Source organism: Streptomyces sp. NPDC092045 (genome assembly GCF_044756005.1).
Classification (GTDB): Bacteria; Actinomycetota; Actinomycetes; order Streptomycetales; family Streptomycetaceae; genus Streptomyces.
Genome location: NZ_JBIVSC010000019.1, coordinates 25114 through 39726, shown reverse-complemented (window position 1 = coordinate 39726; position 14613 = coordinate 25114). Strand labels below are relative to the sequence as shown.

The 14613-nt window shown below is 64.9% G+C and carries 17 protein-coding genes and 2 pseudogenes; 13 read left to right on the top strand and 6 right to left on the bottom strand.

Annotation, left to right across the window (positions count from 1 at the left end; translation table 11 throughout):
• Window positions 1-21 precede the first annotated feature (21 nt).
• The gene (gene cutA, locus ACIQKA_RS29190) at window positions 22-348 is read right to left on the bottom strand and encodes a divalent-cation tolerance protein CutA (protein ID WP_402542891.1); all 327 of its coding nucleotides are present in this window, start codon (window positions 346-348) and stop codon (window positions 22-24) included.
• 133 nt (window positions 349-481) lie between these two features.
• Between cutA and ACIQKA_RS29185 the strand changes: the two are divergent.
• Window positions 482-571, top strand: a pseudogene (locus ACIQKA_RS29185) (IS5/IS1182 family transposase); the annotation flags it as partial.
• Here the strand turns inward: ACIQKA_RS29185 and ACIQKA_RS29180 are convergent.
• Window positions 566-922 (bottom strand): hypothetical protein, encoded by a 357-nt coding sequence (locus tag ACIQKA_RS29180; protein WP_402542890.1) that lies wholly within the window; start codon window positions 920-922, stop codon window positions 566-568. The pseudogene ACIQKA_RS29185 and the gene ACIQKA_RS29180 overlap by 6 nt on opposite strands.
• A gap of 177 nt (window positions 923-1099) precedes the next feature.
• Here ACIQKA_RS29180 and ACIQKA_RS29175 point away from each other — a divergent pair, with 177 nt between their 5' ends.
• The 11 genes from ACIQKA_RS29175 to ACIQKA_RS29125 all read left to right on the top strand — a co-directional run bounded on the left by ACIQKA_RS29175 (window position 1100) and on the right by ACIQKA_RS29125 (window position 10734).
• Window positions 1100-1960 carry a hypothetical protein gene (locus tag ACIQKA_RS29175; RefSeq protein ID WP_402542889.1) on the top strand — a complete coding sequence of 287 codons (861 nt, stop codon included), beginning with the start codon at window positions 1100-1102 and terminating at the stop codon, window positions 1958-1960.
• 66 nt (window positions 1961-2026) lie between these two features.
• The gene (locus tag ACIQKA_RS29170; protein ID WP_383447774.1) at window positions 2027-2518 is read left to right on the top strand and encodes a hypothetical protein; all 492 of its coding nucleotides are present in this window, start codon (window positions 2027-2029) and stop codon (window positions 2516-2518) included.
• Between the two features lie 232 nt (window positions 2519-2750).
• Window positions 2751-3565 (top strand): IS5 family transposase gene (locus tag ACIQKA_RS29165; protein WP_402542888.1). Its coding sequence is split into 2 segments (ribosomal slippage): window positions 2751-3093 and window positions 3093-3565, totalling 816 coding nucleotides; the frame shifts between segments, so codons are not numbered across the junction.
• A gap of 433 nt (window positions 3566-3998) precedes the next feature.
• Window positions 3999-4574 (top strand): Dps family protein, encoded by a 576-nt coding sequence (locus ACIQKA_RS29160; RefSeq protein WP_383432199.1) that lies wholly within the window; start codon window positions 3999-4001, stop codon window positions 4572-4574.
• 148 nt (window positions 4575-4722) lie between these two features.
• A complete protein-coding gene (locus tag ACIQKA_RS29155) occupies window positions 4723-4950 on the top strand; it encodes an HVA1 family protein (RefSeq protein WP_391097138.1) in 228 nt (75 codons plus the stop codon).
• A complete protein-coding gene (locus ACIQKA_RS29150) occupies window positions 4947-5282 on the top strand; it encodes a DUF3140 domain-containing protein (RefSeq protein WP_383447778.1) in 336 nt (111 codons plus the stop codon). The genes ACIQKA_RS29155 and ACIQKA_RS29150 overlap by 4 nt, the downstream gene beginning before the upstream one ends.
• A gap of 356 nt (window positions 5283-5638) precedes the next feature.
• Window positions 5639-6385: a transposase family protein gene (locus tag ACIQKA_RS29145; protein WP_402542934.1), complete on the top strand. Its 747-nt coding sequence runs from the start codon at window positions 5639-5641 to the stop codon at window positions 6383-6385.
• A gap of 236 nt (window positions 6386-6621) precedes the next feature.
• The gene (locus tag ACIQKA_RS29140) at window positions 6622-7812 is read left to right on the top strand and encodes an IS110 family transposase (protein WP_402542887.1); all 1191 of its coding nucleotides are present in this window, start codon (window positions 6622-6624) and stop codon (window positions 7810-7812) included.
• Between the two features lie 333 nt (window positions 7813-8145).
• A complete protein-coding gene (locus tag ACIQKA_RS29135) occupies window positions 8146-8685 on the top strand; it encodes a hypothetical protein (RefSeq protein ID WP_402542886.1) in 540 nt (179 codons plus the stop codon).
• Window positions 8686-9035: 350 nt separating this feature from the next.
• A complete protein-coding gene (locus ACIQKA_RS29130; protein WP_391097246.1) occupies window positions 9036-9377 on the top strand; it encodes a hypothetical protein in 342 nt (113 codons plus the stop codon).
• A 289-nt stretch (window positions 9378-9666) separates the two neighbouring features.
• Window positions 9667-10734 (top strand): hypothetical protein, encoded by a 1068-nt coding sequence (locus tag ACIQKA_RS29125; protein WP_402542885.1) that lies wholly within the window; start codon window positions 9667-9669, stop codon window positions 10732-10734.
• Between the two features lie 183 nt (window positions 10735-10917).
• Here ACIQKA_RS29125 and ACIQKA_RS29120 read toward each other — a convergent pair whose 3' ends face one another.
• The 4 genes from ACIQKA_RS29120 to ACIQKA_RS29105 all read right to left on the bottom strand — a co-directional run bounded on the left by ACIQKA_RS29120 (window position 10918) and on the right by ACIQKA_RS29105 (window position 13574).
• A complete protein-coding gene (locus ACIQKA_RS29120; protein ID WP_391097256.1) occupies window positions 10918-11160 on the bottom strand; it encodes a DUF6368 family protein in 243 nt (80 codons plus the stop codon).
• 54 nt (window positions 11161-11214) lie between these two features.
• Complete coding sequence (locus tag ACIQKA_RS29115) at window positions 11215-11733, bottom strand: hypothetical protein (protein ID WP_402542884.1); 519 nt, start codon at window positions 11731-11733, stop codon at window positions 11215-11217.
• A gap of 228 nt (window positions 11734-11961) precedes the next feature.
• Window positions 11962-12687 carry a transposase family protein gene (locus tag ACIQKA_RS29110; RefSeq protein WP_402542933.1) on the bottom strand — a complete coding sequence of 242 codons (726 nt, stop codon included), beginning with the start codon at window positions 12685-12687 and terminating at the stop codon, window positions 11962-11964.
• A gap of 230 nt (window positions 12688-12917) precedes the next feature.
• Window positions 12918-13574 carry a maleylpyruvate isomerase family mycothiol-dependent enzyme gene (locus ACIQKA_RS29105; RefSeq protein ID WP_402542883.1) on the bottom strand — a complete coding sequence of 219 codons (657 nt, stop codon included), beginning with the start codon at window positions 13572-13574 and terminating at the stop codon, window positions 12918-12920.
• A gap of 226 nt (window positions 13575-13800) precedes the next feature.
• On the opposite strand from ACIQKA_RS29105, the pseudogene ACIQKA_RS29100 reads away from it, so the two are divergent.
• Window positions 13801-14573, top strand: a pseudogene (locus tag ACIQKA_RS29100) (transposase).
• Window positions 14574-14613 lie beyond the last annotated feature (40 nt).

Here is a 14613-nt window from a genome sequence, read left to right as displayed (position 1 = left end):
CCAGGGCTCGAACTTTCTTTCTTAAGCCGGCGTAGTCTCCTCGACCACCCAGGACAGGTACGCCTCCGACCCGCCGCTCACGGGGAGGGTGATCCACTCCGGGACCTCGTACGAGTGCTTCTCGGCCACCCACGCGGCCAGTTCGGGGAGCCGGCTCGTCGTCGTCTTGTACGAGATGCGCCACTCCTGAGCGGTCTCGATGCTGCCCTTCCAGCGGTAGACCGCGGTGAAGGTCGGGTCGATGTGCGCACAGGCGGCCACGCGAGCCTCAACGGCCCCCAGCGCCAGGGCCTTCGCCTTCTCCTCGTCGTCGATGGTCGTCTGCGCGATCACGATCTCGGTCGCCATGCGGCTGCTTTTTTGGACGGTATGTCTCGACCCTATCCATGCGGTCAGAGACATGATCGGCCTCGGCCAAGGCTTCAAAAGACTTCACCTTGGCCGAGGCCGACCTCGTTGCTGAGCTAAGACAGGAGGAACACGAGAGGAAGCGATGATCCACCTCGCGATGATCGACCTGATGAGCCGCAGGCTCACCCGAGAGTCGACTCCGAACTGGAAGTACTCATAGCCGCCGGGCCACGCTGACCCGCGCGTTCTCTCCCCTCATCGCCTGTGGCCAGCGGTCATCAATGACATCCGCCGCTTCCCGACAGGCGCCGCACGCATCTTCTCGTTCCGGCAGCCACCAGTGGTCGGACGGTGACATGCCGGCTTCCTGAATGCCGCACAGTGTCCTGTCGAAGATGCCGAAGGCATGGGAGACGCCAGCGGTGAGGCCATCCGCGACGGCCTTCTCCCAGCGCATCCCCAAGGGCAGATACGGCGGTCGCGAAATCTCGAACCACTCGCCGCCCACATGGGTGGCGGCGTGACACCACAAGCAGGACCAGATCTCCTCTTCCCAGACCGTCGGCGCCATCGGCCACCGCCACATCGACCGCCCGCACACATCACACTCCACAGGCGGATCCTCACATGCCAGCCCGGGCTCCAAGCGGCTGGCATCGTGCCAGTTACCAAACGCCTTTGCCAGGCCAAAACGCTCTTTCAGGGAAAGTAGAAGCCGAGACCCGTGGGGCGCCCCTACAGTGGGGCGGTGACCTCAACGATCTCCTCCCCGCTGGTACTTCGCGGAATCTTCGGGCAGCGGGCCCGGCTGCGCTCGGGAGAGCTGCTGCTGCGGTCGAGACGGGAAGTCCGTTGCATACCCGTGGCGGCGATCGAGCGCGTGGAGGTACGCGGGCCCCGCAACCATACGCTCGTCGTCGTCCTGACGGCGCAAGAGCCGGATACGGCGCAGATCTACCGATTCACTTCGCTCAGCCCCACCTCGGTAAAATGCTTCGCTGCCGTGCTGCAAGAGGCACTGCCGGTACGCGACAAGGCAGAAATGGGCTTTCACGGAAAGTCACTGGTAAGGGTCGAATCTTTGGACCGCTCGGGGCTGCCAGCCGTCCGGCGTGACGTGGCCACCGTCGTCGCGTTCTTCTTGGTACTGGCAGCGCTGCTGACCACCCAATCCTGGTTGGGGGCCTGTTTTTGGCTGTGCGTCCCAATGCTGGTCGGCGGAGGAGTCAGCCTGACCGCACTCGGCTGGAAGCCCGTCAGCGAGGGCTGGATCCTGGCCGCGCGGGGGATCACGGTGGATGGACAGCGTAAGAATTCAGGTTCGGTGGATGCGGGAGATCCAAACGCGCTGTATGTCTACCTGTTCACGGACGCTGAAGGGTCCATGTGCGCGTACCGAGGGACGAACGGAGGGCGTGACGAGGAAGAAATCGTCTACGATCCGCGAAACCCGGGCGTCAATCAGTTGCGACGCCGCAACGCTGCGCAGTTCGCCACCGGACTGGTTCTTCTGCTGGCCCTCGCTCTTCCCGTGCTGGGTGGCGGCGTGGCTCTCGGGCTGTTCGCGCTCGCCGACCTGTTCGGCTTCACGTCATCCACGGTGTTCTAGTAGCTTGCCACCCGGCCTTGGCGGGGTAACCGACGATGTCGGAGGCTGCGGCTATGGTTCCCGGTCATGGGGTTCTCAGGGTCTTTCATCGTCGCGCGAGCCGCACGGCCGCTGACGGAGCTGGCGGCGATGCGGGCCTTGGACTGCATTCCGTTGTGGTGGGCGCATGATGGCGAGTGGCAGATCCTGCAGGTGTGCCCCATTACGGATACGGACCTTTCGATTGTCGATGAGACTCGCGCTTCTGTGCTGGTTGCTCATGTGGTCGACAGCGACTTCGTGACAGTTCAGGCAGGAAGCCCCGATGGCCTGTCATGGCAATGTGCTCTGTCCCCAGAGATGGCACAGGATTACGGACTGCCCGGTGAGTGGATCGGTGACTCGGCCGAAGCAGGCGAGCGGGCCACAGTTTGGGCTCTGAGGGCGGGCCTTCAGCCGGACCCGGTGGCGCTCAGAACGGTCCTGTCGGCTGAATGCGACCCACTGGCGGAGGACCTGGTCTTCGCCCTCGTTCACGCCTTGGGGTTTCGATTCCGTGATGGAAGGGCTTGGAAATGATCGACCGTGTAAGGAGGTCGTCCGCACGCCGTGCCTTGCCGATGTGCTGGCGGATGCGCTCAGAGTATGCATACGACCTGCACGGCCGACAAGAGCCGAAGGCTGCAACGGACCAGCCGGATGATGAAGGACTCGGTGAAACTTTCCTGACCTCAAGTGGACTTACAACCCCTAACGAAATGATCTCCGAGCTGGTTGGATGGCCCTCTGAGTGTTGATCTGGGGGTGCCGGGTGGCTCGGCGGAAGCCGTGGGAAGTCGATGATGAGCTGTGGGCCGTGATCGAGCCGCTCCTGCCGAGGGTGGAGCGTCAGGCTCGTCATCCGGGGCGGAAGCGGCATCCGGACCGGCTGGTGTTCCAGGGCATTCTGTTCGTGCTGCACACCGGGATCGCCTGGGAACACCTTCCACAGGAACTGGGCTTCGGGTCGGGCATGACCTGCTGGCGCCGCCTGGTGGAGTGGACCGGAGCCGGCGTCTGGCCGCGGCTGCACAAGACCCTCCTCGCGCGTCTTCGCGGAGCGGACGCTCTGGACTTCTCCCGCGCCGTGGTCGACGGCTCTCACATACGCGCGTTAAAAGGGGCTCCAAGACAGGACGAAGCCCTGTTGACTGGGGCAGAAACGGCAGCAAGCACCACCTGATCACCGACGCCACGGGCATTCCGCTTGCCGCCACCCTGACCGGTGGCAACCGCAACGACGTCACGCAGTTCATTTCCCTCCTGCAGGCCGTCCCGCCGGTCCGGGGCAAACGCGGCCGTCCCCGCCGCCGGCCCGACACCGTGCTGGGCGACCGCGGCTACGACCACGACAAGTACCGGCGACTCGCCTGGGCCCTGGGCGTCAAACCAGTCATCGTCCGACGCGGAGTCCCCCATGGATCGGGCCCGGGCACCAACCGCTGGGTCGTCGAGCGGACCTTTGCCCACCTGCACCGGTTCCGCCGGCTGCGGATCCGCTGGGAAGTACGCGACGACATCCACGAAGCGTTCCTCAGCCTCGCTTGCTCACTCATCTGCTGGCGACGCCTGAAGTCATTCCGATAGCAGTTCTTATGCCGTAAGCACCCCGCTCGGGCACAAACAAGAACACGCGTGCTCATGCCGCCGGCTGTTCGTGCTCGGGCCGCAAGAGCCGACATCCTCCCGTGCTCCTCTGTGGGAAGGGCCTACCGTCGTTTCCACCCACGAGTCCTCTCCCACCTTGTGTCTTCGCTGGTCAAGGGCATGCTTACACGAGAACAGACCGCTGAACGGCAGGCCTGCGACCAGCGGATCCGCAACCGGCCGCCTCGCCTCCTGACACTCTGCCGGGACAGCTCGTCCCACCGGTGTCCAAGTCGGAAAGACTCCGTCCCCGCCGATCGCTCCCTGCAGAGAGCCGGCCCACATGGCTGTCTTCGACAGGCACCGGAAAAGGTTCGGTGATTGCCTGCCTCAGGGGACGTCCTCCCTCTGTCAACAGGAGAAAGGCACAGCCATGACCTCCGAGTCCGCTCCGCGCTACACCGTCCCGGGCGTGTCCCCCCAGGACAGCAACAACATCATCAGCCTCCTCCAGATGCGCCTGCACTCGTTGAACGATCTCGCCCTGACGCTCAAGCATGTCCACTGGAACGTCGTCGGCCCGCACTTCATCGCCGTGCACGAAATGATCGACCCGCAGGTCGACGAGGTCCGGTCCATGACCGACGACCTCGCCGAGCGAATCTCCACCCTGGGAGGCGAACCGCACGGCACCCCCGGAGCCCTGGTCGCCGACCGGACCTGGAACGACTACTCCATCGGCCGCGCCGAAGCCATCGAGCACCTGGGCGCCCTCGATCTCGTCTACACCGAGATCATCAAGGATCACCGTGCGGCCATGCAGGCCACGGAAACCTCGGACCCGGTCACCCAAGACATGCTCATCGAGCAACTGCGAGGCCTCGAACTCTTCCAGTGGTTCGTCCGCGCGCACCTGGAAAACAGCGGAGGCGGTCTCAGTACGGCCCGGGCCGCAACCGAAAAGGCCGCTGCCGACCAGGCGGCCGAACAGGCCCGTACCCAGCCCTGAACAGGCATACAAGCCACCCGCAGTCAGTCCTCGCACGTTCAGGGCGGCTCTCACCGCCGCCCTCTTCATCGCTTTGATCCGAGTCACACGCTCGCGAATCCGGCAGTCCACCTCACCGCCACTCGGCTTCACAGACGAGGAGAGAAAGATGTCCAAGGGGAAGAAGGTCGAGAAAGGAGACGAAGTCACGTGGAAGAGCCACGGGCAGACTGTCCCCGGAAAGGTCAGGCGCGAGATCACCGAGCGCACAGAAGCCGCAGGGCGCACCGTTGAAGCTTCGAAAGAGGAACCGCAGTACGAGGTAAAGAGCGAAAAAACCGGGCGTTCCGCGGTTCATAAGCCCAGTGCATTGCGCAAAAAGGGAAAGAGATCATGACCAAGCAAGGCGGCGACCGGGACGAAATTATCAGCAATTTCAAAGAAGCGGTCAACATGACCGCCGGCAAGCTGGAAAAATGGCTGGAGACCGAAGAATCGAAAAAAGTAGGGCAGAGCAAGGACGGTGGTGAGAGCGTCGGTCATGCTTCCGGACGACGCATCGTCGATCTCCTGCGCACCAAGAAGGGCGACTTCGACGACGATGACATCGCCCACATGCGCAAGGTCACCGGATACGTTCACCGACACTTGAAACAGCGACCGAAGGGTGACGTCACGGACACCCCGTGGCGCTACTCACTGATGAACTGGGGGCACGATCCGCTCTGAATCCGCGAAGTTACGGGAAGGCGAGGGAAGGGCGACGCGGGCGAACATGCTTCCTCGCGGGTAATCGGGCTGGCGGCTGCCGCATCGAACGTCGCGGCAGGGCATCAGTGCCGTTCCGAGGGAGCGATGCCCATCACCTGAGGGATCGCAGAAAAACAACGTGTGGACGAGCAATGCGCTGACCTGAGAAACCAAAGGCCAAAACACGTAAGTAAGCCGTTTTCATCCTGTCTCTGTGGGGGAGAAGTGGCAGCTCAGCGGGGGTGTGTAACGAGGCGAGGCTCCTGGTCGTTGCGGTGGTGTTCTCTACGCACCACGCATCGTCCGAGGAGCCTCGCTTGGTCCCGTATCGTGCCATGGTCGACGTCCCGCATGAGCTGGTCGAGCACGTTTCCTGGCTGATCTACGCACGAAGGTGTGAACGTCGCTCGCGGTGGCGGAAGCCAGGCTGCTTCCGCCAGGCCCTGCTCGTCCTGGTGCACCTGCGGAAGAACGAGCCGCTGCCCGCCCTGGCAGTCGACTTCGGCCTCTCGACAGCCACAGCCTGGCGCTACGTCGACGAGACCCTCGACGTCCTCGCGGCGTGGGCCCCGGGCCTGCACGAGGCCCTGACCGGCCTGGGCGAGGGCGACCACGTGATCGTCGACGGCACCCTGATCCCCATTGACCGCATCGCCGCCGACGAACCGTACTACTCCATGAAACATCGCAAGCATGGGATGAACGTGCAGGCCATCGCTCGTCCCGACGGCACACCGCTGTGGTTCTCGCGTGCGACACCGGGCCGCGCCCACGACCTGACCGCGGCCCGGGCCCACGGCATCGTCCAGGCCTGCCTCACCAGAGGGGTCCTCGTTCTCGCCGACCGTGCCTATCAGGGCGCCGGCTCCACCGTCCGCACCCCGTACTACCACCACCGCGAACAACCGGAGCACTATCAGCAGTTCAATCGCGACCACGCCAGGCTCCGAGCCCCCGGCGAACGCGCCTTCGCACAGCTCAAGTCCTGGCGGATCCTCCGCCGGGCCAGATGCTCCACCCGCCGCATCGGCACCATCGTCCAGGCCGTCCACACCCTGCTGACCTGCAGCCATTCAGGATGAAAAAGGCTCCCTACGTTGTCTGCGAGACAGGGCGAACCCTTCGTACGGCTCTCCTGCCCAGGGGTGCCGGGTGTGGTTCAAAAGGCTCTGCCGCTTGTGGCTTCCACTGATTGGCCGCCCGGCACCCCACGACGACTCGGCTGCCAATGAGGAATTGCGAATGATCGCTCCGTAGGGAATCGACAGCGAGGTCGTCCGTCAGGAGGCACCAGCACACCCCACCGCACGGAGGCATGATGGCCGCGATCTGGGCCGGCATCGACGCAGGCAAGACCCACCACCACTGCGTCGCGATCGATGAGAGCGGCCGCCGGCTGCTGTCGCGGCGCGTCGCCAACGACGAGCCCGAACTTCTCGAGCTCATCACCGATGTCATGGCCCTGGGTGACGAGGTGACTTGGAGAATCGACCTGGCTGACGGCGGAGCCGCCCTGGCCATAGGCATCCTCCTCAACCACGACCAGCTGGTGCACTACATCTCCGGCCGCGCCATCCACCGGGCCTCCGAGAGCTACCGCGGTGAAGGCAAGACCGACGCCAAGGACGCCGCCCTCATCGTCGACCAGACCCGCATCCGCCGCGATCTGCACCTCTTGCGCCCCAGCGATGAAACCGTCACCGACCTCAAGATCCTCACCGGTCGGCGCATGGACCTGGTCGCCGACCGCACCCGCACCATCAACCGGCTGAGGACCCAGCTGACCGGGATCTTCCCCGGCCTGGAACGGGCCCTGGACCTCACCAACAAGAGTCCGCTGACTCTGCTGACCGGCTACCAGACCCCCGCAGCGATTCACCGGCTCGGCGCCAGACGCCTGGAGACCTGGCTGCGCAACCGCAAGGTTCTCCGCGCGAACCAGCTGGCCGAGACCGCGGTCGAAGCGGTCGAACGCCAGCACACCAGCCTGCCCGGCGAGAAGCTGACCGCTCAGATGGTGCACACCCTGGCCAGGGAGGTGTCGACCCTCAACGAACAGATCGCCGAGGTCGACAAGCTCATTGAGGCCCGGTTTCGCGACCACCGGCACTTCGAGGTGATTACCAGCATGCCCGGCCTCGGCATCATCCTCGGTGCCGAGTTCCTGGCCGCCACCGGCGGCGACATGTCCATCTTCGGGACCCCCGACCGCCTTGCCGGCTTCGGCGGCGTCGCACCGGTCCCACGCGACTCCGGAAAGATCAGCGGCAACCTGCGACGCCCACAACGCTACAACCGACGGCTCCAACGCGTCCTCTACACCTCCGCGCTGTTCAGCATCCGACGGAGCGACGAGTCACGCCGGTTCTACGATCGCAAGCGAGCTGAGGGCAAGCGGCACACCCAAGCCGTCCTTGCCCTCGCCCGCCGCCGGGTCAACGTCCTCTGGGCCCTTCTCCGCGACGGACGGTGCTACGAGCTCACGCCACCGACGACCTTCGTGGCTTGACAGGCGCCACTAGGAATCAGTGACGGGTGGTCAAGAGAGGCAAGTTCTCGCAGCTCCTTGGCCTGCGGTGACGGTTGGCCACTGACATGAAGTGGTGCTCGGTGGTCTGGTGGATGACATGACGTGGTGCATCCTGAAGCGGCCCGTTGTCGTGTAGAGGCGGCACATCGCAGGGCGGGGCTGTTGGCGGCCGCGGTGGACGGGCCTGAACATCCTGGAACAGCAGGGCGCATGCCGCGTGAGCCGGCCTCACCGGTTCACGCGGCTGGGTAGCGGACCCGGACTGCGTGCTTATGACACCTCCCGGCACCAGGACTGACGAAAGGCCACAGCGTGCCCCCTCTGAACCAGATCCGCCGGTTCCTCTTGGAGCACGACGACCCGCGCCACCTGGAGCGACCTGCCGATTTCGACCTGAACACTTCACGGGAAAGCTTCGCCCGGCTCGTGAGTGCCTTGGAGGAGCGCTTCGGGCCATCCTGCACAAGCGGCCTGGCTCAGGACGCCAGCTTCTACGGCGTCATCGACGTCCCGGCGGACGCGTCGGGTCTCGGCCGGCCCCTGCGTGCCGCGATGAGCAACTTCGGCACCTACTTCATCACCGCGAGAGTGGTGGTCGACGAGGCTGCTCCCAGCAGCGAGACGGCCCTGACTCAGGAACTCGTGACGTGGTTCGACGACATCTGCACGGCTGCGGGCTGCACCTTCGTCCCGACCGAGCTGCTCCGGGAGCGCTATGACGGACCGTCGTTCCTGGAAGCGCACAGAGACAAGGAACTGATCGCGGCGCTGCTGGCCGTCGAGGAGGTGACCGACGACGAGGGCGACGTGGGGGTGGCGTACTGGAACGACCGGTACTTCGAGTACATGTGAGACATCTGCGGTTGCTTCGCCAGCAGGACACCGGCCAGGGACGGCGGAACTGTTCTACGGTCCCCGTCGTCCGGGTGTTGGGGGCGGGCGGCGCCGAGCCCTCACCTGTGCTCCGCACAGGTGAGGGCTCGTACCCGTCGGATGGCCGGGGTTTCTCGCCGCGCCCGAGGACGTTGCCAGGAGCTTGGTGCGAGCAGTGACGATCCTCCTATGGCATTACAGTTGAACATGTTCAATAATTTGTTCCTGGGGGTGGCACGACTGCCCGCTCCCTGTGTTGTGGCGAGGGGCGGACGGCCGCATGCCGGGTATCCCCTTTCCGGCCCTCTGGAGAATGGTGGCGACCTGTCGTGAGTACTCAGCACACTGTCCGTGCCGGCCGGAAGGCCACCGTGCTCGCCTGCGCCTACGTCGGGTGCATCGCGGCGGTGACCGCGGCCCGCGGGATGGCCGGAGTCCACAGCGACTCAACCCAGGCCGTCCTGTTCTTCCTGTCCTTTCCGGGCTCCCTCTTCATCACGACCTTTCTCGTCCTGCCTCTCGGTGCACTCACCGGCAGCGGCAGTGCTGAGACTGTCAACCCGTACGGTTCCATGCTCTACCTCGTCGGCGGCGCCGCCCTCAACGTCCTCATCGCCTGGGCGGCTGTAAAGACCTTCCGGTGTCTGCGGACCGCCCGCCGGGCCAAGTGACACCAGGAGGCGTACGTCTCGGCCACGCGAGTGCGGCTGGACACCTGCTCGCAGGAAGGATGTCCAAGGACAAGCGCTGGAACTGCTCCCCGCACCCACGCAGACGGACCCCAAGTCAGATGATTCCGCCTCGGCACTGTGTTGTCACAGGCACTATCGTGCGGGCCCTTGCGTGATCGGGCCTTCAGCGTTGTAGTTGGCCTCGGTCGAGCCTTTCGTATGGTGGGCCTGCCCTTGGGTGCAGGGTGGGTCGGCGCCGTTGTCGGTGGCTGGTGACAAGATCACTGGTATGGGTTTCGTACGTACTACTCCGCCGCGGCCTGTCGAGGTGACAGCGGTCTTCCCTGAGCTCGTGCCGCTGGCGCGCCCGGCGATACGGCTGCATCCGCGTCCGGGGTCGCCGTCGGTCAGTGACAGTTCGGTCGGCGGGCCGTTGCTGTGGCCGGCCGACGAGCCCTGGCCGCACTGCGAAGACGTCCACCTGCACGTAGACACCGGATTCCGCCAGTCGCCGACCGAAGTGCGGCTCCGCCGCATCTTGGCTTCCCGGTGGAGCCCTGACGGCCCGGCTCCTACGCTCACAGCCGAGGAGGAGGCGCTCAAGGAGCGCAATGCCGCGTGGCTCGCCGAACGGCTCGAAGCCGGCCCTCCCGGCCCGGCGGAATGCCCGGTCCCGATGCTGCCCGTGGCTCAGCTGTTCCTGCGCGACGTACTCCTGTTGCGGCCGCCCGGGCAGGCCGACCTGCTCCAGATCCTCTGGTGCCCGTACGAACACGAGCCGAACTACAAGCCGGCGACCGCACTGTTCTGGCGGTCGTCCGCGGACGTCGGCGACGTCCTCGTCACACCACCGGAACCGTACGAGGCGGACTACCCGGGCTACGTACCAGAGCCATGCCTGCTGGCCCCGGAAGCGATCACCGAATACCCCAACAGCCTCGACCTGAGCCCGGAACTGCAGGAGATGCTGGAGGACTGGAACAGGTGGCAGGCAGGCGGCGCCGACGTGGACAGCTCCTACGCGGCGCATCCGCGCTACTTCTACTCCACCCACCTGGGCAACGCACCCGGCTGGAAGGTCGGAGGCTGGCCCCCGTGGGGCCGCACCGATCCGATCCCGCGGTACTGCGCCGTGTGCGAGGCACAGATGGTCCCGCTGCTGACGATCGCTTCCTTCGAGTGGGACGGCGACGAAGGCTGGGTGCCGCAAGAAGACCAGGCAAACGCCGCCAGCTCTTACTACGCGGGCAAGAACCCCTCTCAGCCGACGAGGGTGGAAGTGGGCAGTACCGACAACATGCAGATCTACGTCTGCCCGATCTCCCCCGAGCATCCGCACACCGACTTGATCCAATGAGCTGTCCCAGCATGCCGATGATTGCACACACGCTCCACGCCTGCTGACCTGCAACTATTCAGGATGAAAACGGCTCCGTGTCAACCGGATCAAGATGATCAAGCGCCAAATGTTCGGCCGCGAGGGCTTCAGTCTGTTGCGCAGGCGGGTGTTACTCGCCTGAGCTGGCTGGCCGAGTTCCGGCTACTTCAGTAACCGGAAGCTGAGCTGCTGAGCCCATACTCTGAGGAACTCCGCCGAACCGTACGCGGCAGGCCACGGACCGGTCGTCGTGGTGACGATGTCGGGAAGGAAGACCACCACTCGCACTTGGTCCTCCCTCGGTTTGGCGTTGACGACGCCACCGATCACGTTCATAACAGCAGCGGCCGGCAGGGCTGTGACGACGTGGTCGACTGGACGGTTGCAGAAGGCGACGGCCCTCAGTAATGTGCGCGGGCCGTCACGGGGGACTCACGTCGGGCGTGGGGCGGTGGCCACTCAGTCCATCGGATAGAAGTCGGGCCTCGGAAACAGCCTCGCGATCGAGAACGGCTCGAAATCGGGATCGGTCAGCACTCGGCAGACGAACTCGGAAGTGTACATGTTCACTTCGTGCCAAGGATACGGATCTCCCTGTGTGACGATGGGCCAGCTTGCCGGATCCTCATCCGCGGACGCCAGCCAGAAATAGCTGCAATTCATCTCACCGAACGCCCAAGGAATGAGGCCGCGTTGACCTGGGCGGTACATCCGATAGGGTTTGAAGGCGGGATCGGGGCCGCTCTCCGGGCCGCCATCGAGAAATTTTTTCCAGATCTTGACCAGGTCGAACTGTCTCGTGGCATCGACGGTGAAAACACGCAAGAACTCCGAGAATTCGCCCTTGCTGAACGTCTCGGCAAGCTTCTTGTAATCCTCGGGCAGTGGTGTACCAAGATCTTCCTCGACGTCGTTCCAGGGAATATCGAGCCGAAGCGGCTCCCAGTGCGTGGCCTCAGCTATTCGCTCGATCCACATTCTCTTCACATTTTGATCGAAGGCTTGGACCGAGGACGTATCAGATATGCGACATGCCCCCGGTCTCACCCTATAGGATGTTATAGGCTGGCACCGAACAGGCTGCCGCCACTCGAACTGTTCCAGGTTATGTCGAACCGGTCCGGTATCGGATCGGTGGCGCTGAGGTAGTACACCATGGGCCTGGTAGAAGACGGTGTTGCCGCCGACTCCATCACTGAGCCTCTCTCATCCTGAATAGCCACGGGTCGGCAGGGTGTGGACAGCTTGGACGATGGTGCTGATGCGGCGGGTGGAGCATCGGGCTCGGCGGAGGATGCGCCAGGATTTGAGCTGTGCGAAGGCGCGTTCGCCGGGTGCTCTGAGTCGGGCGTGGTCGCGGTTGAACTGCTGGTAGTGCTCGGGCTGTTCACTGTGGTTCTTGTACGGGGTGCGGACGGTGGCGCCTGCGCCCTGGTAGGCGCGGTCCGCGAGGACGGGGATCTGCCGGGTCAGACAAGCCTGTACGACGCTGTGGGCCCGGGCCGCGGTCAGATCGTGGGTCCGCCCGGGTGTCGCACAGGAGAACCACAGGGGTGTGCCGTCAGGACGGGCGATGACCTGCACATTCATGCCGTACCGGCGGTGCTTCATGGAGTAGTACGGTTCGCCGGCGGCGATGCGGTCGGTGGGGATCAGCGTGCCGTCGACGATCACGTGATCGCCTTCGCCCAGTCCGGTCAAGGCCTCGTGCAAGTCCGGCGCCCACGCCGCGAGGGCATCGAGGGTCTCGTCGACGTAGCTCCAGGCAGTCGTGTTCGAGACGCCGAAGCCGGCCGCGAGCTGGGTAAACGTTTCATTCTTCCGCAGGTGGGCCAGCGTGAGGAGAGCCTGCTTGAAGCAACCGAGCCGTCTCCACGGCGAGTTCAGTTCACGCCTTTGAGCGCAGATCAGCCAGGAAGCATGTTCGGCCAGCTCGTGCGGGACGTCGAGCGTGGCAGGATACGGAAACCTTCAGGGCCTCGGACTGTCGGCCGTGTTGGGGGGAATCAACACGGCCGACGACCGGGGGCTCTGCCACGTCACCACCCCGACTGACCAGGCCTTATCGCCCCTCAGAGCCAGGACGGAAAGACTCACTCAGCACTCCGAAAAACTGTCGATAAGGGACCGATACGGGTGTAAACGATCTCCCAGCTTGGTCTTTAACCTGAGCGCAGTCGGGCGCGCAGGACTGCCGCACCGTCCCCTTCCAGGTCCTGGCAGGCCGCTGCGCGGCCCGCCATCCCCATCACCAGCGAGAGGGTCGGCCCCCGGAGCAGATCCCCCGAGCCGGTGGTGAACGGTCCGTCGGTGGCTTCGAGCCGCAAGCCCGCGATCGCGGTCTTGCTCGCGACAGTGAAATCACGGCTGGCGAAGAACCGGGCCACGGCGGTCGTCGTGGCCGCCGGGGGTGTCCGCACGAGTCCCAACGGCCGACGGATGTCCTCGCCGTGGACGACTATTTCGCCCAGCCAGGCCGCAGTGTGTCCTGTCGGCCCGGCGGGCCCGGCGACCACCGCGCGAAATCGCCGCAAGGTCTCTTCAGGTGTGGCACCACGGTGCTGTGCAAGTCGTCGGTCGTTGTGCAGGTCGGGGTCGAACCGCGCGGCCAGCATGCTCAGCAGCCAGCGCCACATCCCCGTACTGGCTCCTGCCGTCAGATGGGCCACGACCTCCTCCACCGTCCAGCGTTCACACAGTGATGCCTTCGCCCACTGGGCCTCGCTGAGTTCGGTGAGGTCTTGAGCGAGCGCCAACCGCTCGGCGTGGATCGCCCGTTCCAGAGCTTTCCGAGTTTCCGAAACGTGTGGTTCAGCCATAAGGCGGCCTCCAGAGATCAGGTGTCCTCCATCAGACTCCTATCGCCGCCCAAAGTCATCGACTGTTCTGCGTAGAGCTCGTAACACGATCACAATCCGGGCTTTTTGCGGCGTGTCCACGTACACGCGGGTTGTTGGCGGTGCGCGCCCCGAAGGCGCGATGTCCTTCGGGGCGCGCGATAGAGGTTGTCCCGTAACTGCTGGCCAGAGATGAGATGATCTTGCGGTGGCTGGTGTGATCACGGCGTCGGAGCCCTCGTGGATAGGTCCGTTCACCGGGCTGAGCCCTTGGCAGTTCAACAAGTTGATCACCGCGCTGCGGCGTGAGGGGGCTGATCCGGTCCGCAAGGGTCGGCCGTGGTCGCTGCCGTTGGAGGACCGGGTGCTGCTGGTGGCCGCATACTGGCGTACCAATCTCACCCTGCGTCAACTCGCTCCCTGTTCGGCGTCTCGAAGTCGGCGGCCGACCGGATCGTCGCCCACCTTGGGCCGGCTCTCGCCCTCCAACCCCGGCGGCGGTTCCGTAAGGACACCGTGCTCCTCGTGAACGGCACGCCGGTCCCCACCCGCGACCGGGCCGTGGCCGCCTCCAGCAAGAACTACCGCTACTCCACCAACCACCAGGTCGTCATCGACGCCGACACCCGCCTCGTGGTCGCCATCGGCAGGCCGCTGCCCGGCAACCGCAACGACTGCGGGGCCTGGGAGGAATCCGGCGCGAAGGCCGCCGTCGGCACCGCCCCCACGGTGATCGCCGACGGCGGCTACCGGGGCACCGGGCTGGCCATCCCGCACTACCACCGGCACAAGGACGAGGAACTGCCGACCTGGAAGGAGGAGCACAACGCCTCCCACCGCAAGGTGCGGGCCCGCGTCGAGCACACCTTCGCCCGCATGAAGAGCTGGAAGGTCCTCCGCGACTGCCGCCTCAAGGGCGACGGCGTCCACCACGCCATGCTCGGCATCGCCCGCCTGTACAACCTCACCCTCACCGGATGACAGGCAAACAAGCAGGTCAGCCTGCATGCCTCAGATCATT